This is a genomic window from Ponticaulis profundi (genome assembly GCF_042659465.1).
GTDB classification, from domain to species: Bacteria; Pseudomonadota; Alphaproteobacteria; order Caulobacterales; family Hyphomonadaceae; genus Ponticaulis; species Ponticaulis profundi.
On record NZ_JBHSSW010000009.1, the window covers coordinates 160,330 to 183,304 of the forward strand.

20 protein-coding genes are annotated in these 22,975 nt (G+C 54.8%); 9 read left to right on the forward strand and 11 right to left on the reverse strand.

Going from position 1 to position 22,975, the window contains the following annotated elements:
- Positions 1–136: 136 nt before the first annotated feature.
- Both ACFQDM_RS08275 and ACFQDM_RS08280 read right to left on the reverse strand, forming a co-directional pair.
- Positions 137–1,627, reverse strand: coding sequence for a tryptophan halogenase family protein (locus ACFQDM_RS08275; protein WP_377377919.1), 1,491 nt, complete (start codon positions 1,625–1,627; stop codon positions 137–139).
- An 88-nt stretch (positions 1,628–1,715) separates the two neighbouring features.
- Positions 1,716–2,927 (reverse strand): RtcB family protein, encoded by a 1,212-nt coding sequence (locus tag ACFQDM_RS08280; protein ID WP_377377922.1) that lies wholly within the window; start codon positions 2,925–2,927, stop codon positions 1,716–1,718.
- A 574-nt stretch (positions 2,928–3,501) separates the two neighbouring features.
- Between ACFQDM_RS08280 and ACFQDM_RS08285 the strand changes: the two genes are divergently transcribed.
- The 5 genes from ACFQDM_RS08285 to ACFQDM_RS08305 all read left to right on the forward strand — a co-directional run bounded on the left by ACFQDM_RS08285 (position 3,502) and on the right by ACFQDM_RS08305 (position 10,706).
- Positions 3,502–6,138: a TonB-dependent receptor gene (locus ACFQDM_RS08285; protein ID WP_377377925.1), complete on the forward strand. Its 2,637-nt coding sequence runs from the start codon at positions 3,502–3,504 to the stop codon at positions 6,136–6,138.
- Between the two features lie 183 nt (positions 6,139–6,321).
- Positions 6,322–7,746: an aldehyde dehydrogenase family protein gene (locus ACFQDM_RS08290; protein ID WP_377377928.1), complete on the forward strand. Its 1,425-nt coding sequence runs from the start codon at positions 6,322–6,324 to the stop codon at positions 7,744–7,746.
- A 100-nt stretch (positions 7,747–7,846) separates the two neighbouring features.
- Positions 7,847–8,635, forward strand: a complete 789-nt coding sequence (locus tag ACFQDM_RS08295) for a hypothetical protein (protein WP_377377931.1) — start codon at positions 7,847–7,849, stop codon at positions 8,633–8,635.
- 128 nt (positions 8,636–8,763) lie between these two features.
- Positions 8,764–9,297 (forward strand): CC0125/CC1285 family lipoprotein, encoded by a 534-nt coding sequence (locus tag ACFQDM_RS08300; protein ID WP_377377934.1) that lies wholly within the window; start codon positions 8,764–8,766, stop codon positions 9,295–9,297.
- 200 nt (positions 9,298–9,497) lie between these two features.
- Positions 9,498–10,706, forward strand: coding sequence for a TadE/TadG family type IV pilus assembly protein (locus ACFQDM_RS08305; protein ID WP_377377937.1), 1,209 nt, complete (start codon positions 9,498–9,500; stop codon positions 10,704–10,706).
- Between the two features lie 58 nt (positions 10,707–10,764).
- On the opposite strand, the gene ACFQDM_RS08310 is transcribed toward ACFQDM_RS08305, so the two are convergent.
- Positions 10,765–11,544: an SDR family NAD(P)-dependent oxidoreductase gene (locus tag ACFQDM_RS08310; protein ID WP_377377940.1), complete on the reverse strand. Its 780-nt coding sequence runs from the start codon at positions 11,542–11,544 to the stop codon at positions 10,765–10,767.
- A 60-nt stretch (positions 11,545–11,604) separates the two neighbouring features.
- On the opposite strand from ACFQDM_RS08310, the gene ACFQDM_RS08315 reads away from it, so the two are divergent.
- Positions 11,605–12,012, forward strand: coding sequence for a YkvA family protein (locus tag ACFQDM_RS08315; protein WP_377377943.1), 408 nt, complete (start codon positions 11,605–11,607; stop codon positions 12,010–12,012).
- Here the strand turns inward: ACFQDM_RS08315 and ACFQDM_RS08320 are convergent.
- Together ACFQDM_RS08320 and ACFQDM_RS08325 are read right to left on the reverse strand one after the other, a co-directional pair.
- Entirely contained in the window at positions 12,009–12,806 is a 798-nt protein-coding gene (locus ACFQDM_RS08320; RefSeq protein WP_377377946.1) for a DUF2189 domain-containing protein, read from the reverse strand. The two genes, ACFQDM_RS08315 and ACFQDM_RS08320, sit on opposite strands and share 4 nt — an antisense overlap.
- Before the next feature lie 75 nt (positions 12,807–12,881).
- Complete coding sequence (locus tag ACFQDM_RS08325; RefSeq protein WP_377377949.1) at positions 12,882–13,913, reverse strand: SDR family oxidoreductase; 1,032 nt, start codon at positions 13,911–13,913, stop codon at positions 12,882–12,884.
- Positions 13,914–14,063: 150 nt separating this feature from the next.
- Here ACFQDM_RS08325 and ACFQDM_RS08330 point away from each other — a divergent pair, with 150 nt between their 5' ends.
- Positions 14,064–14,489, forward strand: a complete 426-nt coding sequence (locus tag ACFQDM_RS08330) for a hypothetical protein (protein ID WP_377377952.1) — start codon at positions 14,064–14,066, stop codon at positions 14,487–14,489.
- On the opposite strand, the gene ACFQDM_RS08335 is transcribed toward ACFQDM_RS08330, so the two are convergent.
- Positions 14,486–15,409 (reverse strand): DMT family transporter, encoded by a 924-nt coding sequence (locus ACFQDM_RS08335; protein ID WP_377377956.1) that lies wholly within the window; start codon positions 15,407–15,409, stop codon positions 14,486–14,488. The two genes, ACFQDM_RS08330 and ACFQDM_RS08335, sit on opposite strands and share 4 nt — an antisense overlap.
- Here ACFQDM_RS08335 and ACFQDM_RS08340 point away from each other — a divergent pair.
- Complete coding sequence (locus tag ACFQDM_RS08340) at positions 15,408–15,692, forward strand: hypothetical protein (protein ID WP_377377959.1); 285 nt, start codon at positions 15,408–15,410, stop codon at positions 15,690–15,692. The genes ACFQDM_RS08335 and ACFQDM_RS08340 overlap by 2 nt on opposite strands.
- 78 nt (positions 15,693–15,770) lie before the next feature.
- Here the strand turns inward: ACFQDM_RS08340 and ACFQDM_RS08345 are convergent, their stop codons facing one another.
- From ACFQDM_RS08345 to ahpC, 3 genes are all read right to left on the reverse strand, one after another.
- A complete protein-coding gene (locus tag ACFQDM_RS08345; protein WP_377377962.1) occupies positions 15,771–17,192 on the reverse strand; it encodes a hypothetical protein in 1,422 nt (473 codons plus the stop codon).
- A 530-nt stretch (positions 17,193–17,722) separates the two neighbouring features.
- Complete coding sequence (gene ahpF, locus ACFQDM_RS08350; protein WP_377377964.1) at positions 17,723–19,318, reverse strand: alkyl hydroperoxide reductase subunit F; 1,596 nt, start codon at positions 19,316–19,318, stop codon at positions 17,723–17,725.
- A gap of 153 nt (positions 19,319–19,471) precedes the next feature.
- Positions 19,472–20,035 carry an alkyl hydroperoxide reductase subunit C gene (gene ahpC, locus ACFQDM_RS08355; protein ID WP_377377967.1) on the reverse strand — a complete coding sequence of 188 codons (564 nt, stop codon included), beginning with the start codon at positions 20,033–20,035 and terminating at the stop codon, positions 19,472–19,474.
- Between the two features lie 341 nt (positions 20,036–20,376).
- Here ahpC and ACFQDM_RS08360 point away from each other — a divergent pair, with 341 nt between their 5' ends.
- Complete coding sequence (locus ACFQDM_RS08360; RefSeq protein ID WP_377377970.1) at positions 20,377–21,276, forward strand: hydrogen peroxide-inducible genes activator; 900 nt, start codon at positions 20,377–20,379, stop codon at positions 21,274–21,276.
- Between the two features lie 3 nt (positions 21,277–21,279).
- On the opposite strand, the gene ACFQDM_RS08365 is transcribed toward ACFQDM_RS08360, so the two are convergent.
- Together ACFQDM_RS08365 and ACFQDM_RS08370 are read right to left on the reverse strand one after the other, a co-directional pair.
- Positions 21,280–21,588, reverse strand: coding sequence for a hypothetical protein (locus ACFQDM_RS08365; protein WP_377377973.1), 309 nt, complete (start codon positions 21,586–21,588; stop codon positions 21,280–21,282).
- A gap of 54 nt (positions 21,589–21,642) precedes the next feature.
- A complete protein-coding gene (locus ACFQDM_RS08370; RefSeq protein WP_377377976.1) occupies positions 21,643–22,947 on the reverse strand; it encodes a dicarboxylate/amino acid:cation symporter in 1,305 nt (434 codons plus the stop codon).
- Positions 22,948–22,975 lie beyond the last annotated feature (28 nt).

The following is a 22,975-nucleotide window of genomic DNA, read 5'->3' on the forward strand; positions in this document are numbered from 1 at the left end:
GCTTCCCTGAACCTTCATCGAAGGTAGGGCGATTGGTGTGAATTAGAAGCCGTCAGCCCCCATTCTTTCGGACAAAGCCGTTCGCTATGCCGCGTGAGCGGCAAACGGCACGGCGGCAAGTCAGGTTTTGTGCAGGTTATGCCATTGCTCTGCTGGCTCTGGCGAGCAGGTCGAGAAACACCTCATGTTTCGGCAGATGGGTCCGGCATTTCTTCAGAATTTCGGTATGATCCGGCATGGTCGGTGTCAGGCCATGGTCTGGCGCGACATATTTCATGCCATGCAGAATGAACTCGAAGCTATCGAGCGCGAACAGACGCTGTGGACCGTGCATATCCATGTCATGCGGGGGTCGGTTCTGCCAGATTTCCAGCTTCTCCTTCAGCCCTGACCAGATCGCCGAGTCTGCCGTCGCCGCGCGCCAGAATGGGGTGTCGCGGCGATTTGAAATGACATAGTGCAGATTGATGAAGCTAAGCACTTCTTCATAAAGGTCATCCATATTCCGGTTGAAATTCCGGATGGTGGCGTCGGGCGCATGCGCAAAATCCTGAAGCATCAGGCCGAGCATCTGGGCGCCATATTCGATCATATAGAGGCCGGATGATTCCAATGGCTCCAGGAAGCCGTCACTCAGGCCAATGGCGACGCAGTTTTTCTTCCAGCTGACATGACGTTTCGTACTGGCAAATTTGATCCGGTTTGCCGGAATGTCTTTTGTGTGTGGGCCTTCAGAGGCCCGCAGCTGGGCCTCTGCCTCATCATCTGAGAGGAAAGCGCTGGAATAGACATAGCCAAGGCCGCGACGGGTCTGCAGATTGATATCCCATTGCCAGCCTGCATCGCGGGCGATGGAGCGGGTATAGGTCACAATCTGCTCTGGTTTATAGACGTCATAAGGTACGCGCATTGTGACGGCGCGGTCGCATAGCAGATAGTCTGAATAGGTTTTCAAGCCGACATTCAACGCATCACCCAAGAGCACGGATCGAAAGCCTGTGCAGTCGACGAACAGATCGGCGCTGTAGGTCTCTCCCTGATCTGTGGTGACAGAAGCAATCTGACCATCGGGCTGGACGGACACGGCCTCTATCTTCGCCTGAACATGCTGAATGCCACGCTCACGGCCAAAATCGCTCAGCCGGTTGGCCAGCTTGATGGCATCCAGATGATAGGCATAGGGGAAATTGGCCTGGTATTGCGGTGTTTGTGGTGTTTTCGGCGCGAGGTTTTCATCTGCGATCTGAGAGAGCACGGAGACGGTCTGATCAAAGCGCTTTCCGTTGCGCGCCGACCATTGCCGGGCGAGCTGTTCCGAGCCCGGCCGCGGACGTCGGTCGAAAGGGTGATCATAAGCCTCACCCTTGTTCCAGTTGATAAAGCGGATCAGTGTTTTGAAGGTCGCCTCGGCGGATTGCATCAGATCCTGCTCAGACAGGCCAATGCCGGTCATGGTACGGCGGATGCTGGGCACGGTGGCCTCACCAACACCGATGGTGGGGATGTCCGGAGATTCGATCAACGTGATCTGAACCGGCAGATTGGCACGCTTCATGTCAGCGTTGAGCATGTTGGCGGTGATCCAGCCTGCGCTGCCGCCACCCACAATCAGAACGGATTTTATCATCGAAAAAACAGTCGGCTATTTTCTGAAGTTTTGACTGTCTTTTGAACATGGTCAATAACCCGCCTTCAGAAAAGAAAGCGGGTTATCGTCAGCCTTTGACACAAACGACCTGACGGAGTGTGTGGACGACATCCACCAGATCGGTCTGCGCAGCCATCACGGCCTCGATGTCCTTGTAAGCCATTGGCGTTTCATCAATGACGCCTTTGTCTTTCCGGCACTCGACATGTCGGGTGGCCTGGATGTGGTCATCGAGCGAGAACTTCGCCTTGGCGGCCGTCCGGCTCATTTTCCGCCCTGCACCATGGGAGCAGGAACAGAAGCTATCCGGATTGCCTTTTCCGCGGACAATGAAGGATTTCGCCCCCATCGAGCCCGGAATAATGCCAAGTTCGCCATCACCCGCCCGGACAGCACCCTTCCGGGTTACCCAGACGTCTTCACCGAAATGGCGCTCGCGTTCCACATAGTTGTGGTGGCAGTTCACCGCCTGCTTGTCGGTGGTGAATTCACGCAGGGTCTCGCGGCAGGCCTGAAGGACACGGTCCATCATGGCTTCCCGGTTGAGCCGTGCATAATCCTGCGCCCACAGCACCGCCTGAACATAGTCGTCAAACAATGGCTCACCCTCGACAAAGAAGGCCAGGTCTCGGTCAGGAACGTGGTAACCCAGCACCCGTTTCTCCAGAGCCTGCCGGGCTTCCTGGATGAAATAGGTCCCGATCCGGTTTCCCGTGCCCCGTGATCCCGAATGCAGCATCACCCAGACCCGGTCTTCCTCGTCCAGACAGAGCTCGATGAAGTGATTGCCTCCACCAAGCGTTCCGAGCTGGCTTGAGAAATGATTGGCCGAGAGCTTGCCATGTTTGGCAAGGATCAGATCCAGCCGTTCGGCCAGGCCGGACTTGCGAAGCCGGGTTTCCACGCTTGCAGGCGTGTTGCCAAAACTTCCGCCACGACCATTTCCGACCGGCACTTTCCGCTCGATTTCAGACCGGACACGCGACAGGTTATCGGGCAGGGTCTTACCGGTCATACTTGTCCGTATGGCCATCATACCGCACCCAATATCCACGCCGACGGCTGCCGGAATGATGGCGCCGCGGGTCGGAATCACAGATCCGACGGTTGCGCCCCGTCCGAAATGGACGTCCGGCATGACAGCCAGATGCGAATGGACGAAGGGAAGGCCCGCCACATTCTCCAGCTGTTCACGGGCTTTGGGTTCCACCGGAACACCTCTCACCCAGGCTTTGATCGTCCCGCCTTTATGCGTTTCGATCACTTCGAAATTGCTCATCTAAATGAAGGTCAAATCCTGACCTCTCCTCTTCATGAATTCCACACGCGAAGAGGCAGAGTCATGGCGTCAGCCAATAAAAAACCCTCCAGCGTGTGGAGGGTTGGTGACAAAGCGGTTTCCCGCCCTTGAGCAGTGGATCTGCTCTTACGTCCAACATCCTCCATGAGGCTGTGTCTCCTGTTCGAGTTCGCCTCGAAGGATGCAACTTGGAAAATTTGTCGGCAGATACGCCATTTCATAATCTCCACATTGGACGAATGGTTAAATGCTGGAAGACTTTGCCAAAGTCAAAGCAAATTTTGAGAAAATATTGTCCCGTAACGTGACGCTGCGGGAGACCAGCCTTTCCTGCGAGGGCATGTGTCACGACCGCCACAGACCGATGCCATGGTCCGGTTTTGCTGGAAACCGGACGTCTCAGGGCGTGATGAAATTACCACAGACGGTGAAAACGTGCTCGCAGACCGACAATCGGGGCGAGTGTAACCGAACTGTCGTCAACGCGTCGCCAAACTGTCACGGCTCACGCATAGAGGGTTGCTCCGGGTTCGTATGAAACAGGGGAAATTCCATGAACAAGACCCGGGCATCCTTCCGCTCGCGCGCGCTCTTGCTGACCTCCGCGCTCACATCACTGTCAGCTGTCCTTGCCATGCCTGCCATTGCGCAAACGGCTGAAGAAGAACAACGCCTCGACACGATTGAAGTCGTTGGTATGCGCGAAGCCATGCAGGCTGCGATCGCGCAACAACGCAATTCCGATACAGTCGAAAGCGTTCTCACCCGTGACGATATCGGCCAGTTCCCGGATCAGAACGTTGCTGAATCTGTCCGTCGTCTGTCGGGCATCAACGTTCTGGATGACCAGGGCGAAGGCCGTTTCGTGTCTGTTCGTGGTCTCGATCCGGAACTGAACGCGTCGTCTCTGAACGGTGTCCGCGTTCCATCGCCGGAGTCAGACAGCCGCGCCGTTGCGCTGGACGTCATCGCGTCTGAACTGATCAGCTCTGTCTCGGTCAAGAAAACGCTGACCCCGGACATGGATGCTGACACGATCGGTGCCAGCATCGAAATCGAAACCACAAAAGGCTTTGACCGCGAAGATCCATACTTCTCTGCGACGGTTGAAGGCTCTTACAATGATCTGAACAGCGAAACGTCTCCGAAAGGCGCGTTTGACTTCGTCTATCCGGTGACCGACAATTTCGGTATTTCCGGCGGTCTGTCTTACTATAAGCGCAAGACATCGACCGATAACATGGAGATGGACGGCTGGGAAAACGAAGACGGTATCGTTTTCGCCGAAGACGTTGAATATCGCGACTATGATGTTGAACGCGAGCGTGTCAGCGGCACGCTGTCTTTCGACTGGCGCCCTGCCGAGCACACAGAACTGTATGCCCGCGCCGTTGTCAGCCAGTTTGATGATTTCGAACAGCGCGGCCGCCTGATCTTCGCTCTGGATGCGGATTCGATTGTCGATGCATCCGGTGACACAGTGACATTCTCCGATCAGGAAGAAGAAATTGAAGTCGTTCGTGACCTCAAGGACCGCTTTGAAAGCCAGAAAATCGAATCTTACCAGGTTGGTGGCGAAACTGACCTCGACACATGGAAATTCGAATACAAGCTCGCTTATTCCAAAGCGGAAGAGCATGAATTCGATACGCAGGACCAGACCGAATTCGTTCGCGAGTTTGATGATGAAGGTTTTGGTGTCGTGTTTGACTATTCAAACATCGAAACAACCACTTTCGACGTCGTATCCGGCGGTGATCTCTTCAATGATCCTTCGCAATACGAATACGACAAAGTCACGCTGGTCGATGGCCTTGCTGAAGAAGAAGAATGGTCTGGTCAGTTCGATATCGCCCGCGACTACGATCTTCAGAACGGTGATGAGTTTGAATTCAAGACCGGTGTCAAAGCCCGTCTGAAAACCAAGAGCTATTCTCTGAACGAGTCGCCATATGAAGGCGCTGAGTACAACCTTGGCGATGTTGCTGGCTCACCGTCTTACGGCCTGTTCGACATTGGCTTCGTTCCGGCACTCGGTGCAACGCGCGCTGCCAACGCTGCTGCTTTTGCAAATGGCGAACTCGAGCTGGAAGAACTGGATGCTGATTTCGAATCTGCAGCTGCGTTCTTCGAAGTGGATGAAGACGTTCTGGCGGCCTTTGTTCAGGGCAAGTACAAGACCGAGAAACTGACCCTTGTTGGCGGTATCCGTGTCGAGGATACGAAAACCGATATGCGCGGCAATTATGCTGAGCTGATCGAAGAAGGCGCGACCTATAACGGCGAAGTGCTTGACGACGATATGGTTTTCGTCACCCCGGTTGAGTACTCGAAAGACTATACGGACGTTCTGCCAAGCCTGAACCTGAAGTTTGATGCAACGGACAAGCTCGTCCTGCGCGGCGGTATCTTCAAATCTGTTGTTCGTCCGAAAATGAGCCGGATCGCACCGAACCAGCTGATCGAGAAGAATGACGATGATGAGGTCGAAGCAGAATTCGGTAACCCGAATCTCGATCCATACCGTGCGTGGAACTTCGATGCGTCAGCGGAATACTATTTCGACAATGGCGGCGTGATCCAGCTCGGTGCCTTCCACAAGCGCATTCGTGACTTCCTGGTCGATGTTGAAGTTGAAGGCCCACAAACCTTTGCGGGCTATGTCTTCACGGGTGAAGATGATGTGGTGGCTTACTCGATCAATGGTGACACGGCGACCGTGACCGGCCTCGAGTTCAACTATCAGCAGCCTCTGACATTCCTGCCGGGCCTGCTTAATGGCACGCTGGTTGGCTTCAACTATACTTACACCGACGCAGAAGGTGAGATTCCAAATGGTGACGGCGGCATGCGCAGCATTCCTCTGCCGGCATCTGCGAAGAACACCTACAATGCGATGATCGGTTATGACAAAGGCGGCCTCGAGCTGCGTCTGACCGCTTCTTATCGTGATGAGTATCTTGATGAGGCTGGCGGCAGCGCTGGTGAAGACCGTTATATCGACGAACACCTGCAAATCGATGCGTCCGCGAAATACCGGATAAACGACAACTTCCAGGTCTTTGCAGATCTCGTGAACCTGAACGATGCGAACTATCTGGCTTATCAAAAAGGTCCGGACCGTTCGCGCCTGCTGCAGTATGAAGAATATTCCTACACAGCGAAGTTTGGCCTGCGCTACACCTACTAGTCGCGCCTGACCAATTGATTTGAAAAGCCGATCCGATTTCCGGGTCGGCTTTTTCGTTTTGTGCGCCCGTGCCTGCGAAATTTAGCGGTAGCTATTGTTCCCTTTCCCAAGCGTTACCCCGCGACAAAGCCAAAAAGCTTTCCTATATTGCCGCCACGAGGTTCTTACGGGAGGTACGTAACGATGAAAGATTATCTGAAATTCTATATCAATGGTGAGTGGGTCGACCCGGTTGAGCCACGTACGCTGGAAGTCGAAAACCCAGCGACGGAAGAGAACTTTGCGCGTATTTCTCTCGGTTCGAAAGCAGACGTCGACAAGGCTGTTGCTGCCGCGAAAGAAGCGTTCAAAACCTTCTCTCAGACATCTGTTGAATATCGCGCTGATCTGCTCGACAAATTTGTCGCTGCTTATCAGAAGCGCATGGGCGATGTATCTGAAGCGATCACGTCGGAAATGGGCGCGCCAAAATGGCTCGCTGATGCGGCTCAGGCGACAGCGCCGCTCGCACACTTCACAACAACCGCTCAGGTTCTGCGCGAATACAAATTCGAAGAGCAGCGTGGCAAAACGCTGATCCGCAAAGAACCAATTGGTGTGTGTGGTTTCATCACGCCGTGGAACTGGCCGGCCAACCAGATCGCCTGTAAAATTGCGCCAGCACTGGCGGCAGGCTGCACCATGGTTCTGAAACCATCCGAAATCGCGCCAATCGATGCGATGATTATTGCCGAAGTCATGCACGAAGCCGGTGTCCCGGCAGGTGTGTTCAACCTCGTCAATGGCGACGGTCCAGGTGTTGGTCAGGCTCTGTCTGAGCACAAAGACGTCGACATGATGTCCTTCACCGGCTCGACACGCGCTGGTGTTCTGGTTCAGCAAGCGTCTGCACCAACCGTGAAACGCGTTGCACTGGAACTCGGCGGTAAGTCTCCAAACATCGTTCTGGAAGGGGCAGACCTGACCAAAGCGATTGGCGGCGGCGTCATGAACATGATGATGAACACAGGACAATCCTGTAACGCACCATCGCGTATGTTCATTCCGAAATCCGTCAAAGGCGAAGCTGAGCAGATTGCGAAGGCAACAGCTGAATCTGTGAAAGTTGGCATGGATGAGAAGGGCGCAATCGGCCCGATCTCCAATGGCAACCAGTATCAGAAAGTTCAGGACCTGATCCAGAAAGGCATTGATGAGGGCGCAACGCTGCTCGCTGGTGGCCTGGGTCGTCCGGAAGGCTTCAACAAGGGCTATTTCACACGTCCGACGGTTTTCTCTGATGTGACCAATGACATGACTATCGCGCGCGAAGAAATCTTCGGCCCGGTTCTGGTCATGATCCCATACGAAACCGAGGAAGAAGCCATCGAGATGGCGAATGACACGGAATACGGTCTGGCGGGTTATGTTCAGGCGGCGACGGACGAAAAAGCGTACGAAGTCGGCAGCAAGATCCGTGCAGGTCAGATCTTGGTTAACGGTTCCGGCCCAGACTTCTCTGCGCCATTCGGTGGCTACAAAATGTCTGGTATTGGCCGCGAATGGGGCGAGTATGGTTTCGAGGAATTCCTTGAGATCAAAGGCATTACAGGCCTCAAGTCTGCCTAAGCATCATACAATTTGACGTGTAGAAGGCCGCATCTTGCCATGCGGCCTTTTCTTTTTGGTCTGACCGGCTCTTCATCAGCTCTGGAAACGGGAGTGGTGTATGAGTTGGGACGATTATTTTGCGGAGGAACGCGCCGCAGACGAAGGTGCGACACGCGGAAAAAAGCGAACAGTTACAGTCGGATGGACTGTGCGGACGCAAAAGGCGGAAGCCATATGGGGCGCACCGCAGGCATTTTCCCGCCAGGACCCAAAGCCCCGGTCTTCCAAATCCGTACAGGTCTGTCCGGCGGCGGTTGATTTCGATCGGCGCCACTTTGTCATTCCCTGTCCGGTGGACGTAACGCTCGCGTTTCAGCGCCAGCCGAATGGACAATTGCAGCTCATTGATGCGGACGGTGATCAGTCGGCAATGCGTCAGACGGGTCTGCGCGAGATGATGGTGCTGCACCCACAGAATGAGTGGCGTCACCCGGACCGGCCCATTCTGCAGATGATTGCGCCTTATGTGTTTGTTGCTGATGAGCCATGCTTTGTCGTTCAGACGCCGCCTTATCTGCATTATTTTCCAAACCCGCGTCCCGGCCTGCAAATGGGCGGCCGGTTTCCGGTGCATGTCTGGCCGCGCCCGCTCAGCTGGGGTTTTGAGTGGTATGACATCACCAAGCCATTGGTGCTGAAACGGGGCGAGCCCTGGTTCTATGTGTCCTTTGAGACGGAAAATCCCGCCGGGCGGGTGCGTCTGGTCGAGCAGGAGCGAACCGAAGAGCTCGATAGCTATATCTCCGGCATTCTCGACGTGTCGAACTATGTGAACCAGACCTATTCGCTGTTTTCAGAAGCCCAGCGCATGCGCCCGGAGCAACTTCTGAAACCAAAGGGAAAATAGGTCGCGTCAGAGATCAAAACTCTGTGACATCAAAGCACAGGAACTGTCTTATTCATGCCGCGTTCAGGCTGGAAGGGTTGCACTATAGGGGATTAAGCCGCACATCCTCAGGTGTAATGGAGGTTTTCATGTCCAGAGTAAAAACCGCGCTTTTTTCGGCTGTCGCGCTTGCCGGTCTCGCTGCGTGTTCCACGTCGACGCCTTACGGTCCGGCTGTCGATTCCCGATATGGTTTTTCTGAAACCCAGATCGAACAGGATCGCTGGACGGTCAGCTTTTCGGGCAACAGCCTGACAGATCTGAAAACCGTTGAGACCTATCTGTTGTATCGCGCAGCTGAGCTGACGGTGCAGAATGGCTATGATTATTTCGAGATGATTGATCGCAAAGTCGATGAAGACAAGGAATTGCGGTCGGTCGGGCCAAGCCCTTATTCACCCGCCTTTGCCTTCCGGTATTACTCTCCGCGTTGGGGTTGGCGTTCGACCTTTGACCCTTATTTCAACGATATTACGCTGCGTGAAGTGACGCGCTATGAAGGTATTGCTGAAATCATTATGGGGCAGGGGCCGAAGCCTGCCGGCAATCCGCGTGTATATGATGCCGAAGATGTTCTGATGAACTTGTCAGGTAAGGTTATGCGTGCGCCTGCGCCGTACTAATCGCGGATTGAATACTGAACACGGAAACGCGCCTCGCAAGTAGAGGCGCGTTTTTTTGCACCTTCAGTTTGCTGAATTTGTCTGGATATTTCAGGGAATTCGTTAAAATTTCGAAGATTCATAAAGATAGCGGGAAGTATTGTTCGGCTAAAAGCGAAGCTTGGACGCCCCTGGGCGATCACCAGTCATCCGGGTTTCGAATGCTTTCTACGACGTCAAAATTTCTCAAATCTGCCGAGGGTGCCATTGCGCCCTATTTTGCGATTGCGATCCTGCCAATCCTGATCGTGAGCGGCTTTGCTGTCGACTATCACCGCGCCAATAATTTCAAGGAACAGCTTCAGATCGCGCTCGATTCCGCTGTTCTGGCTGCCGCCCGTAAGGGCGAAGACGGCTATGAAGCTGAAGCTCAGAAATACTTTGCGCTGAATACGCAATCCTTTGGCAAAAAGCAGAGCGATGCGACCTTTACCCTTCAGCAAACAGATGACGGCGTTATCTATAAAGGTGAAGCGAGCCTTGATGTACCAAGAACGGTGAGCGCGCTCAGCGGCGAGGCCAACCTGTCCGTTGCGGCCGACTCTGAAGCTATGGCTGTGTATGAAGAGAGCGCTCAGCCCTGCATCTATGTCCTTGATCGCTATGCCAATTATGCGCTGCGTGTGAACTCGGGCGCAGACATTGAGGCACCGGATTGTGAAGTGCATGTGCGCTCTGAAGCGAACTGGGCGGCGAACTTCAATGCGGGCATCAATCTGAATTTCAAGCGCATCTGTATCCGAGGCGAGAGCACGCTGGATAACTATGGCAAGCTTGAGAATGTCGAGCTGAAGTGCGATGCCGCAGACGATCCCTATGTCGGCAAACTCACTGCGCCGAATACAACGTCCTGCGATTTTTCGAACCTGAACTTCAATGGCGGCGATATCACGCTGACGCCAGGCACCTATTGCGGCTGGACCAATTTCAACAGCGGAACGAATGTGACCTTTGAGCCGGGCGTTTATGTTCTGCGGAATGGCGGCTGGAACGTAAATGGCGGCCATTGGGAAGGTGAAGGTGTGACCTTCTTCTTCAAGGACACGTCAAAGATCCAGTTCAACTCTGCGATTTCGGCCAGTCTCCGCGCGCCGACATCCGGACCATTCGCAAAATTCCTCTTCGCGGAGACCGAAGGTCTGAACAAGTCAGATTTTATCCTCAATGATTCCAAAGACTTTGACGTCGAAGGGATCATGTATCTGCCTTCGCGGAATGTGACCTACAACTCCGGTTCCACCATGTATTCCCGCAAACTGACCATGGTGGTGAATACGATGACGCTGAACCACACGCGTTGGAATCTTGTGGGCGCCGATGGTGCCACGGGTGGAAAAGGCCTGGTCGCAGATCTGCGAATTTCCAAATAACAAAAAACCCGGCTGCAGACACAGCCGGGTTTCTTTTTGATCGGGCAATTGCCGGAACTTAGCGCGGCGCCATGCGGATCGCGCCGTCCAGACGAACGTCTTCACCGTTGAAATAGCCGTTCTCGATCATTTGCAGAGCGAGAGATGCATATTCAGGTGGATTGCCGAGGCGAGCCGGGTTCGGAACCTGAGCGCCGAGCGCTGCTTTTACATTCTCAGGTGCAGCAGCCAGAAGCGGCGTGTTGAAAATGCCTGGCAGGATGGTGTTGACGCGGATGAACTCTTTGGAGAGGTCACGCGCGATTGGCAGGGTCATGCCGACAACGCCGCCTTTAGAGGCTGAGTAAGCCGCCTGGCCGATCTGACCATCTTCCGCAGCAACAGACGCAGTGTTGACGATTGCGCCGCGCTCGCCGTCGATCGGATCGAGGCTCATCATGCCAGCAGCAGACTTCGCGATGCAGCGGAATGTGCCAACCAGGTTGATCTGGATGATCATGTTGAAAGCGTCGAGTGGGAAATGCTTGATCTCGCCAGAGTTCTTGTCGCGAGACGCTGTCTTGATCGCGTTACCCGTACCGGCGCAGTTTACCAGAATGCGTTCCTGGCCGAGCGCTTCGCGGATTTTTGCGAAACCTGCGTCAACGTCTTCTTCAGACGTCACATTGACTTTTGCGAATGCGCCACCCAGCTCTTTAGCAACAGCTTCGCCGCGTTCTTCGTTCAGATCGAAGATGCCGACTTTGACACCTTTTGCTGCGAGTGCGCGCGCTGTTGCTTCGCCGAGGCCGGATGCGCCGCCAGTAATGACGGCCGTAATATTTGAATCAAGTTTCATGGGCGTAACTCCCTTCTAGCTCCATGACAAAGACACATAAACGAATTGACGAGAGTGCCAATGTCTGACGCAACGTCACTTATGAAGATGGCTGAAGGTTCGAAGGATTCGAGCCTCCCAATGGTGATTGAACGCAATGAAAGACGCACAAAATCCCGCTTCATCCCGAAACTTCTGAAGTTTGCGGGCAAGATCCCCTTTGCCGATGATCTGGCGGCGTCCTGGTATTGCGCGATGGACCCGGCAACACCGCGCCGCGCCAAGGGCATCCTGCTTGCGGCGCTGGCATATTTTGTCATGCCGGCCGATTTGCTGCCGGATGTGATCGTGACGCTGGGCTTTACTGATGACGCAACCGTGCTGGCAACGGCGCTCGGCATGGTCGGAACCTATATCAAGCCCAAACACCGTCGCCAGGCACGCCGACTTCTGAAAATTCCGGAACCGCCGATCGACGAGGACAGCTAGAATGTATCGCTGGCCGATGGGCTGATCACCAGGTCCCGATAGGCACGCCAGCTGGCCAGACCAATCCATGGGAAAATGACGATCAGGCCCAGAAAACCGGTGACAATGCCGGCTATGGTCAGAGCTGTGATCAGAACGGCCCAGAGCATCATCGCGCCGGTGTTCTTTGCAACCACCCGAAAGCTTGTGATCGTAGCCGAAAAGATGTGCGCATGGCGTTCCAGAAGCATCGGGGCAGACACGACAACAAGGCAGTAGGCCAGAAACGCAATAATGCCGCCGATCACTGTGCCCGTCATGGCCATGGAATGACCATCCGGATCGGTGAACATGAAGTTCAGGAACTCCCAGACCGTGCGATGAACCTGATAGGTGGAGAGCCCGTAAACGACCTGCGCCATGCGGGTCCAGAAGAAATAGATCAGCAGCAAGGCCAGCCCGAGATATGCTAGGTCCAGCGTGGACGTCGTTTTGACAAACAGCATTTCGGAGAGTTTGGCGCGTTTTCCGCTTTCCAGCTGGCGACCGGCTTCATAGAGCCCCATGGCTAGCATCGGTGCGACAAACAGAAAGCCGCCTGCGAGCACCATGATCCAGCTTGCAGCGCCGGAGAATAAAAGCGCGAGACCCAGACCTGCGCTGATGGCGGCAAGGACAACACCATAGGTCAGTGCCTGAACTTTCACCTGAAGGAGATCAGACCAGCCAAGTGCCAGCCATCTGAACGGGGCGGAAAAGCTCACCTCGCGAACGTCCGGTAGTCCAGACGGCGGTGTCGTCGTGGCTGTCTGCATTGAATACTCCCCAGTCTTATCGTGTTTTCTGGGAAGAATACTTCAAAACATTCAGATTAAAAAGCTGATCGCTTTTTACGATACCACTTTGTGTTCCAGAAGAGATGTGGCGCTCGCAATGATCGCCTCTTCAGCTGGTCTTGGTGTGATCCCCAGCACAGTCTTTAACTGTGTATTCGAGGCATTCCGAAAGCGCCCGAGTTCCGGGACGATCTGTTTCAGGGCCGGGTCGAACACGGCCATGAGCTTCAGCACCCAATTCGGAATCTTGCGCGTCGGTATTTTTTCAGCCCGGTCCGGGAAGGCTGTACGAAGTGTATCGGCTATGTCGGTAAACCAGAGTGTCCGGTCTGTCAGAATGAAGCGCTGACCAGCCGCTTCCGGTGTTTCCATTGCCTGAATATGAGCCTGGCTGACATCGCGGACGTCGATAATGCCGAATGACACATTTGGCAGGGCCGGCATTTTGACTGCAATCAGGCGGCTGACGATCTCGAGAGAGGTCGAAACCTCTGCGCATAGCGCCGGGCCAAGCACAGCGGCCGGGTTGATCGTCGCCAGTTCCAGGCCTTCGCCTTCGGGACTGTTCACGAAATCCCAGGCCGCGCGTTCGGCAATCGTCTTGGACCGGGTATAGGCCGTATTGTCTTTCAGATTGTCAGGATTGGACCAGTGCGCCTCGGTCAGCAAGTCGGGGCGGCTATCGCCCCAGCCATACGCAATGGCAGCCATGGAGGATGTCATTACCACCCGTTTGACGCCGGCAGCCTTTGCGGCGCGAAGCACCCGCAGCGCGCCATCGCGTGCCGGTTTGATCAACTCGTCCGGGTTTTTGGGCTGCGCGGCCGGGAAGGGTGATGCAAGGTGCAGAACAGCGTCGCACCCTTCGACAGCCTGATCCCATCCCTTGTCTGAGGAGAGATCTGCCTCAACGAGCTCCAGCATGTCGGCCATGGGCGTGTGTGGACGCAAGGCCTCGCGCAAAGTGTCTGCCTTGTTGAGAGATCGAACCGTCCCGCGAACGCGGTAATCGCCTTCAAGGAGATCCAGAATCGTCTGCATGGCGATGAAGCCCGTCGCGCCGGTTACAAGAACCTGTTTCGTCATGCCATCCTCCCGCTTACGTGGATTTACCCAATGTTTACCCTGATTTGGGGCAAAACCGAAACAAAACCAGTGATACTGCTTTTGCCGGTTGCGACCCGGGCGCACAAAGGTAGTAATTCTTGCGTGGGAACAAGGGACGCATGAAGATCTATGAACAGGAAATATGTCGCCAGTGCGATCACCGCGCTGGCATTCGCGGGACTGAGCCATGCAGATGAGATAGCCGCGCCGTCATTCTCGATCACCGGGCCAACGGGTTCGGTCTATGAGGTGGTGCGAACGCGTGGTGATATGCGGGCTGGTCGCCCGATCGCAGCAATGCTGATCAAGCGGCAAAGCGGATCATCCATGCTTATGGAAACCGTGTTCGACTGTGACCAGCGCCGTTATGCCTATCTGGCGATGGATTATAGCCCTGATCTGCCTGTGACACCTGCCGCGCTGGATATTCTTGGCCAGCAGTCAGATCTCATTCTGACAACAAATCTCAGCGGGACGACCTTCACGCCGATGACCGACGATCCTTATGATGTGCATTTGCATATTCTGGCCGATTATGTCTGTTCTGCAGATTAGTGGTGATCCATTTGCGGGCTGCGCTTGCGGGCGATCCTTGCTTCACGAAATGTGATGTAGAGCGTTGAAATCACGATGATCGCGGCGCCCAGCCAGACCAGCGGGCCCGGAAATTCCTGAAACAGCAGCCAGTCCGCTGTCGCTGTCATTGGCAGGCGCAGATAGTCGACCGTTGACAGGAAGGATGCATCGCCCTTGCTCATGCCGGTGATGTAGCACACCTGCGCCAGCACGCCCGCGAGCGCCATGCCGCCAATCAGTGAGATATCCATCAGCGTCGATGGCGTTTTCCAGTAGATGAAGGCAAAGGGCAGGGTGAAGATCGCTGACAGAAGGTTGGCATAGGTCAGAAGCACCAGGGGAGAATGGTCCTTCGATAGCGATTTGACAAGAATAATGGCTCCGGCAAATCCGACCGCAGAGCCAAGTGCCATCAGGCTTCCAAGATCCAGACCGGTTTCCGGTCGAACCATGACGATCACGCCGACAAAACCAATGCCCGTGGCGACCCATCTGCGGATTCCCACTGTCTCTTTCAAAAGCAGCGCCGCCAGCACGACGATGAAGAGTGAGCGCGAGAATGAGATCGCATTAAACTGGGCGAGCGGAATGCCCATGTCTTTTGAGATGGAATAGAAGCTGAGCAGGAAACCAATCGTGCCAAACACGCTACGCAGCACGATCAGGCCGAATTTGTCTGTCTTGAACTGGCGCAGGGATCCGCGAAGGATGAACGGCATTGCCCAGAGAAGTGAGATGGCGGACCGGAAAAACGCCAGAAGGCCAGGGTTATAATCCTCACTGAGCAGTTTTCCGAGCGCAACATGCATCGTAAACAGCACGCCGGAACCGATCATCCAGAGCGCGGCTTCGATTTGGCTTGATGGATTGGATGACTGAGGAGAAGATGTGCCCACCATGTTCGAATTTTCCTCCTCTGATATCGATGAAATCGACGCGCTCTGGCGTCAATGCTCGACTGACCACCCCTGGGCGGGCTGGGCAAAGCCAGGCGGAAGAAACGACGAGGTCTGGATCTTTCGTCGGCGAAACAATTGGCGACGGTTTTCGCTGATACGTACACGACTCACTTATCGATTGCTCGATGAAAAAGGAAGAGTGGTTGCCGTTGCTCGTCGCCTGTCGGACTTGCTTGATCGGGTCGAAGGCATTCCCGGCATTCATGAATCGGTCGACTGGTAGCCGACAAATCTTCGGATAAAACCAAAAAAGGCGCCCCTTTCGGGTCGCCCTTTCCGGGTCTGTGTTGTCAGGTCGGAATTAGTAGCCGCCTGAAGTGTAAGCTGGTCCGCAGACGCAACCGCCACCAACATTTACGACAACCATGTCAGCGCGAACCGTTTCATACTGAACCGGAGCTGTGATGGTTTCCTTCACACCATTGATACGCTCAACAGTGACCGGCTGAACGCGTGTGCGGACAACAGGCTGGATGATGTCGCGGCGTGTGACGGCCTCGAAATAGGATTCGCGATAGTCTTCGCGGTTCACGACATTCACGCGTGGAATGTAGTTGACCTGCGTTTCCGGGATCGGCTGAGCGTCGACACGCGCTGGCAGATACTCGGTTTCGTATTTCACAGGCGCCGTGATCGTTTCGCTGCGTGGGTTGATAAGCTGACGCTCAACAGGCTGAACCGTTGTGATCAGAACCGGCTGCGTGATGTTACGTGTGACGCGATCAACATAAACGTCGGAAACTTCCAGAACCGTTTTGTCGACATATTGCGGTGTCACGGTCTCAACGACGCGCGGCGCAGCAGCTTCACGAACAACCGTTGGCAGAACTTCTTCACGGTACTGAGTAGGCGCCGTGATGGTTTCTGTTGTGCCACGCAGGATGCGGCGCTCAATCGGTTGAACAACTGTACGCTCGACCGGCTGGATCACGTCGCGCTGGGTGACAACATCCACGTAAGTTTCGGTGATGTCTTCCTGAACGGTTTCAGACACACGCTCTGTGACGTATTCATTGACCGGTGGAATGTCAGCCGCAATGACCTGCTTTGGTGCATTGATCGTCTCATAACGCGTTGGCGCTGTTTCTTCGACGAGTTGCGGGCGATCGATACGACGCTGAACCGGAACAACCGTTGTGCGAACGATTGGCTGGATAACTTCACGCTCTGTGACGGCGTCGATATAGGTCTCGGTTACGTCTTCACGTGTTTCGACCGTTTCCTGCTCGATGATGTTTTCGACCACCGGCGGGACATCGTCTTCTTCAACGATGAGCGGAAGAACTTCTTCTTCATATTGCGTTGGCTCGGTCACCGTTTCGGTGCGGCCTTCGATCAGACGGCGTTCGACCGGCTGAATGAGTGTGCGCTCGATTGGCTGAATGATTTCGCGCTCGGTCACCGCATCCACATATGTGGTGGTTTCTTCAACCTGGGTTTCTTCCGTTACGACTTCATTGATGTTTTCACAGCAGATTTCGGAATCGACTGCGATGTCGCTCTCAGCACCAAGATACTGAACATCAACGTCGGATGCATTGATTTCGCTGGCTTTGCCAGTCCGTGCGAGCAGATCGAGAATTTCCTGCTCTGTGAGAACGCGTGCATCTCCTGACATTGCCTGATAGTCGACGCCGCCTGTGCCGCCGTCATTACCGGCCCAAGCAGGGATCGCGGTCATGGCGACCATGCCTGCGATCATCAGACCCTTTGCATATTTCATTTTGCTACCCCTTTGACCTTTGCAGGCCCTTCCAACACTTCGATAGACCAACTGTGCCAGAATGGCCCAGACATGGCTTGGACATGCAGGTCTTATGCCCCTCGCAAAAAAATTTAGGGGATAAGCTGTATCCCGCCAAAGTGTTTCCCCTGAAACGAGAGTTTTCTTTGAATATGTCCCCCATCCGACGGTAAAATCGTCGAATTTCTATAGATGACTATTATGACACCCAATCAATATGGATTGAGCGAAAGTTCTATGGTTTCGTTTTGGGGCTTAAAACGCGATCAAGACTGGGCTCATCTGCTCAGCTTAACACCTAAGTAATACATTTTACTTCGCGCGGGAGCGGCATCGTTCAAAAATGGAACGCCCGGTTTAGAACGAAATCGGGTCGACCGGCGGTTCTGTTAGGTGGGGGGACAGAGCCGGTCGACCCATCTCGTCTGGCATCGAGAAGGGGACGATGTTGCCAGCGAGGATGCAGATCCGGAGCATTGGCGCTTGGGGCGCTCCGGATCGACACTGATTTAGGCGGCTGCGACGTCAGCCGGTGCAGAAGAGCGGATCATATAGTCAAAGGCAGACAGGGCAGCCTTCGATCCTTCGCCCATGGCGATCACGATCTGCTTGTATGGCACGGTGGTACAGTCACCGGCGGCCATGACACCTGGCAGGCTGGTTTCGCCTTTGGCATTCACTTCGATTTCGCCGTAGCGGGTCATGTCGAGCGTGCCTTTTAGCCATTCCGTGTTCGGCACCAGGCCAATCTGAACGAAAATGCCGTCCAGCTTCACTTCATGGTCGGTGTCGTTCGAGCGATCCTTGTAGATCAGGCCGGTCACCTTGGAGCCATCGCCAAGCACTTCGGTTGTCTGTGCATTGGTGATGATCTTCACATTTGACAGGCTGCGCAGCTTGCGTTGCAGAACTTCGTCTGCGCGCATTTCCGGAGCGAACTCAATCAGCGTCACATGAGACACGATACCGGCAAGGTCGATCGCAGCTTCGACACCTGAGTTACCACCACCGATGACGGCAACGGGTTTGCCCTTGAACAATGGACCGTCACAGTGCGGGCAATAGGCAACGCCTTTGTTGCGATACTCTTCTTCGCCGGGCACGCCCATCTGACGCCAGCGCGCGCCTGTTGCGAGCACAACCGTCCGGCTTTTCAGGGACGCGCCATTTTCGAGTTTTACTTCAATCAGGCCACCTGGCGCAGATGCCGGAACAAGTTCCTTGGCTTTCTGCACATTCATGATGTCGACATCATAGTCTTTCACATGCTGCTCAAGCTGAGCGGCGAGTTTCGGACCTTCGGTGTGCTGCACCGAGATGAAGTTCTCAATGCCCATCGTGTCGAGCACCTGACCGCCAAAGCGTTCAGCAACAACGCCGGTATTGATACCCTTGCGTGCGGCATAGATTGCAGCCGATGCACCGGCAGGACCACCGCCCACGACAAGCACGTCAAAGGCAGATTTTGCGCCGAGCTTTTCAGCATCACGGGCCGCAGCGCCGGTGTCGATCTTGGCGAGGATTTCTTCCAGACCCATACGGCCCTGAGAGAAGGCCTCACCATTCAGCAGCACGGTTGGCACAGCCATGACCTTGCGGTTCTCGACCTCTTCCTTGAACAGCGCGCCGTCAATGGCGACATGGCTGACCTTCGGATTGAAAATGGCAATCAGGTTCAGCGCCTGCACCACGTCCGGGCAGTTCTGACAGGACAGAGAGAAATACGTCTCGAACTGCATTTCCTTATCAAATTCGAGGGCTGCAATCTGGTCGAGCACGTCCTGTTCGACGCGTGGCGGGTGACCACCAACCTGCAGAAGGGCGAGGACCAGTGAGGTAAACTCATGTCCCATTGGCAGGCCGGCAAAGGTCACGGCTTTGCTGGCGTCGTCAGAGCGAACAATATCAAAAGACGGCACGCGCTTGTCAGCATTTGACTGCGACAGGCTCATGGATACCTTGTCCGAGACGTCTGCAATATCTTCCAGAAGGCCAATCAGTTCTTTGGACTTTGGCTGATCATCTACGTAAGCGACGAGTTCGATCGGCGTACGCAGATTTTCGAGATAGGTCTTCAACTGCGACTTCATTCCAGCGTCGAGCATGATGAATCTCCTTATGAATATCTTGTACTATTGAGAAGCAGGCACGCGCTTCATGAAACCATTGGCGAGAGATCAGGCCAGCCTTCCGGCCCGATGTCTTGCCAATGGCAGCTGGTGTGAGGCTCACACCAGCGCCAATGACGGTTGGACAGCTTAGATTTTGCCGACTAGGTCGAGAGAAGGAGCGAGTGTTTTTTCGCCTTCTTCCCATTTCGCCGGGCAAACTTCGCCTGGGTTGTTGCGAACGTACTGAGCAGCTTTCGTTTTGCGCAGAAGCTCAGTTGCGTTACGGCCAACGCCTTCAGACGTGATTTCCATGAACTGGATGACACCGTCTGGATCGACGAGGAAGGTTGCGCGGTCAGCAAGGCCTACGCCTGGGCGCATGACGTCGAAATTGTTCGTGATCGTACCGGACTGGTCGCCAACCATGTAATAGTTGATTTTGCCAATCGCTGGTGACGTGTCGTGCCATGCTTTGTGAGAGAAGTGTGTGTCCGTAGAGACAGAGAAGATCTCAACGCCGAGCTTCTGGAAGTCACCATAGAGGTCAGCCAGGTCTTCGAGCTCTGTTGGGCAGACGAATGTGAAGTCAGCCGGATAGAAGAAGAAGATCGCCCATTTGCCTTTGACGTCAGCTTCGCTGATGTCCACGAACTTGCCTTCTTTGAAAGCCGTTGCGGAGAATGGTTTGATCTCTGTGTTGATAAGCGCCATTGAGAATATCCTTTCTTGAATTGGACAGCTTTTATATCGAGGCTAAAACACCAGAAAACAAATCTATATTTTTTATAGTATCAATAGATCAGATTTATTCATCCTGAACGTGCGAAAGCGCGTGAGCTCGTCTGCTCAGAACGGCTTTTTGCCCACCATCAGGCCGATTCCGGTGTTCAGACAGGTCAATCTCGCCTGCCTTTGCGAAAAGAATGGGATTCAACGCGATTGGTTTCGAAAGAATCCGCGTTCTCACCGGTCAGCGCGCACGAAACGCGTCAAAGTCAAGCATGGATGAAGATTGAAATTGATAATTTTCTAATCTGCGATAAATTTTGCTTATGAACCTGCCATCCCTTCGACAATTGCAATTCCTTGATGCTCTGGCGCGCGAACGATCCTTCTCGCGTGCGGCCGAGAGCATGTTCGTGACCCAGCCCACACTCTCCACCGCCATCCGCGAACTGGAGGGGCTTCTGGGCGTGCAGCTTGTGGAACGTGAAGCGCGCGGTGCGACCCTGACGCCGATCGGCGTGGAGGTTGTGACCCGCGCCCGCGCACTGCTCTCAGATGCCGAAGACCTTGTGCTGGCGGCAAAAGGCGCAAGCGAGCCGCTCCACGGCACGTTCCGATTGGGGGCGATTCCGACGATTGCGCCCTTCATGCTGCCGAAAATCATGAAGCATCTGAAAAAGGCTTATCCGAATCTCTCGCTGTTCCTGCGTGAGGATCAGACCGCACGCCTGCTGGATGATCTGCGTGCGCGTCGTCTGGACGCCGCGCTGATCGCCCTGCCGTACAAGACGGATGGCATTGAAACTGTCTCAGTTTTTGAGGATGAATTTCTGCTCGCTGCGCCGACAGGACATCCGCTCAGCAAGGAGGGTGCGCTTCAACCCGAAGATCTGGCACCACATGATGTGCTGCTTCTGGAAGATGGCCATTGTCTGCGTGATCACGCGCTGTCGGTCTGCCAGATGCCGAGTGTGCGCGATGGCGGCGAGGTGAGCGCGACCAGCCTTCATACGCTGGTTCAGATGGTCGCTGGCGGACTGGGTGTGTCGCTTATTCCGAAGATCGCGGCCGATGCTGGCATCGGAAATGGGCTCGATCTCACCATTCGCCCATTCAATCCTCCGGCCATTGGGCGGTCGATCGGTGTGGCATGGCGGACCGGGTCTTCGCGTGAAGATGATGCAAGGCTTGTGGCGGAAGAACTTCGCAAGGTTTTCAACACCTGACGCTCAGGCGACGCCGCGCATTTTCCGGATGATTTTTGGCAAACGAAGTGCCAGCCAGAATGCGCTGACCCAATTGCCGAAAATGAAGAGCAGGATCACGATCGGCAAACCGATCCAGACCGGCTCGAAAGCCAGAATAATGACCGAAATCACGATGAAGCCGAGCACAAGATCAGCCAGGCTGATCTTGCCCCAGGCCATATCGAGCACGGCTTTGAATTCATCTGAGAAATGACCGGTCGCGGCGGCCCAGACGCAAGAGGCGATAAAGGCAATGCCAAGGGCAAGAAGCAGGCCGCGAAGAAAGGTCATGTCATGGTTCTCTGTGTTTCAGGAGCACCATGACATCAGGCCCATGGTGACGGGTTAGATCGTAGGCTCTTTACGGAACACCTCTTCATCCAGTTCACCTTCCCATTTGGCAACAGCCGAGGCAACGGCGGCGTCGCCTGTGACGTTTGTCATGGTCCGCATCATGTCGAGCAGACGGTCGAACGGGAAGATCATGGCAATGATCAGAAGGGATTGTTCCTCGGTCACGCCGATGGATGAGAGAACCGCAGCCGCGAGCAGCAGACCTGCACTCGGGATGGCCGCCGCACCAATGGACGTCAGCGTCGCGCCGAGGGCCACGGAGAGATACATCGCCATGGTCATCTCAATGCCAAGCGCCTGTGCCGCAAACAGCGCGACAAGCCCCAGATAGATCGCTGTTCCATCCATGTTGACGGTCGCGCCGACCGGCAGAACTGATGCGGCGACAGATTTGCGGACGCCGAGGTTTTCCGAAACGTTTTCAATGGTGACCGGCAATGTGCCGGCACTGGATGCGGTGGAATAGGCAACCGCCTGCGCATCGCGAATGCCGCCAAAGAAGCGGACCAGCGGCAGACCCAGAATGCCTTTGACGATGCCGAGGCCATAGACCAGGAACATGTGAACGGCGCAGGCAAGATAAAGCGCGATGGTAAGAAGGCCGAGGCTGAACAGAATGTCGATGCCTTTGGTCGCCATGACCCAGCTCATCAGGAAGAAGACGCCGAACGGTGCCAGTTCCATCACCAGAATGGTGACTTTCATCATCACTTCGGCGGCAGATTCAATCGCGCTCTGAATTGGCGCAGCCTTGTCTTTCGCCATCAGGCAGCCAACACCGAAAATGATGGAGAAGAAGATGATGCCCAGCACGTCCTGTTGGGCGAGCGCTTCAGCCGGGTTGGTCGGGATAATGGCCAGCAATTTGTCAGCAATGCTCGCATCAGCCGACTGAGCGGCGGAGATTTTCGATCCAACTTCTGTCTGTGCGCCCGCATCTGCGGCAATTTCAACGCCATTTCCAGGCTGAAAAATCGTGCCCATGATGAGGCCGAGCGTCACCGCCACAAAGGTGGTGGCCAGATAAAGCCCGATGGCGCGTGCGCCGAGACTGCCGAGCTTCTTCGGATCGCCCATCGCCGTGACGCCTGCCACGAGCGTTGTGAAAATCAGCGGTACGACCAGCATTTTGATCAGTCGGACAAAGCTATCACCGAAGGGCTTCAGCCAGGTGTCTGCGATGGGGGCGCTTGTTTCCAGGCCGAGACCATAGCGCATGATCAGACCCACAATCAGGCCGAGCGCCAGACCTCCCATAACGCGCTTCCACAGCGTAATTTCCGTCCAGGCTTTCATGCTCTACCCCTCAATGCCGACTAAGATG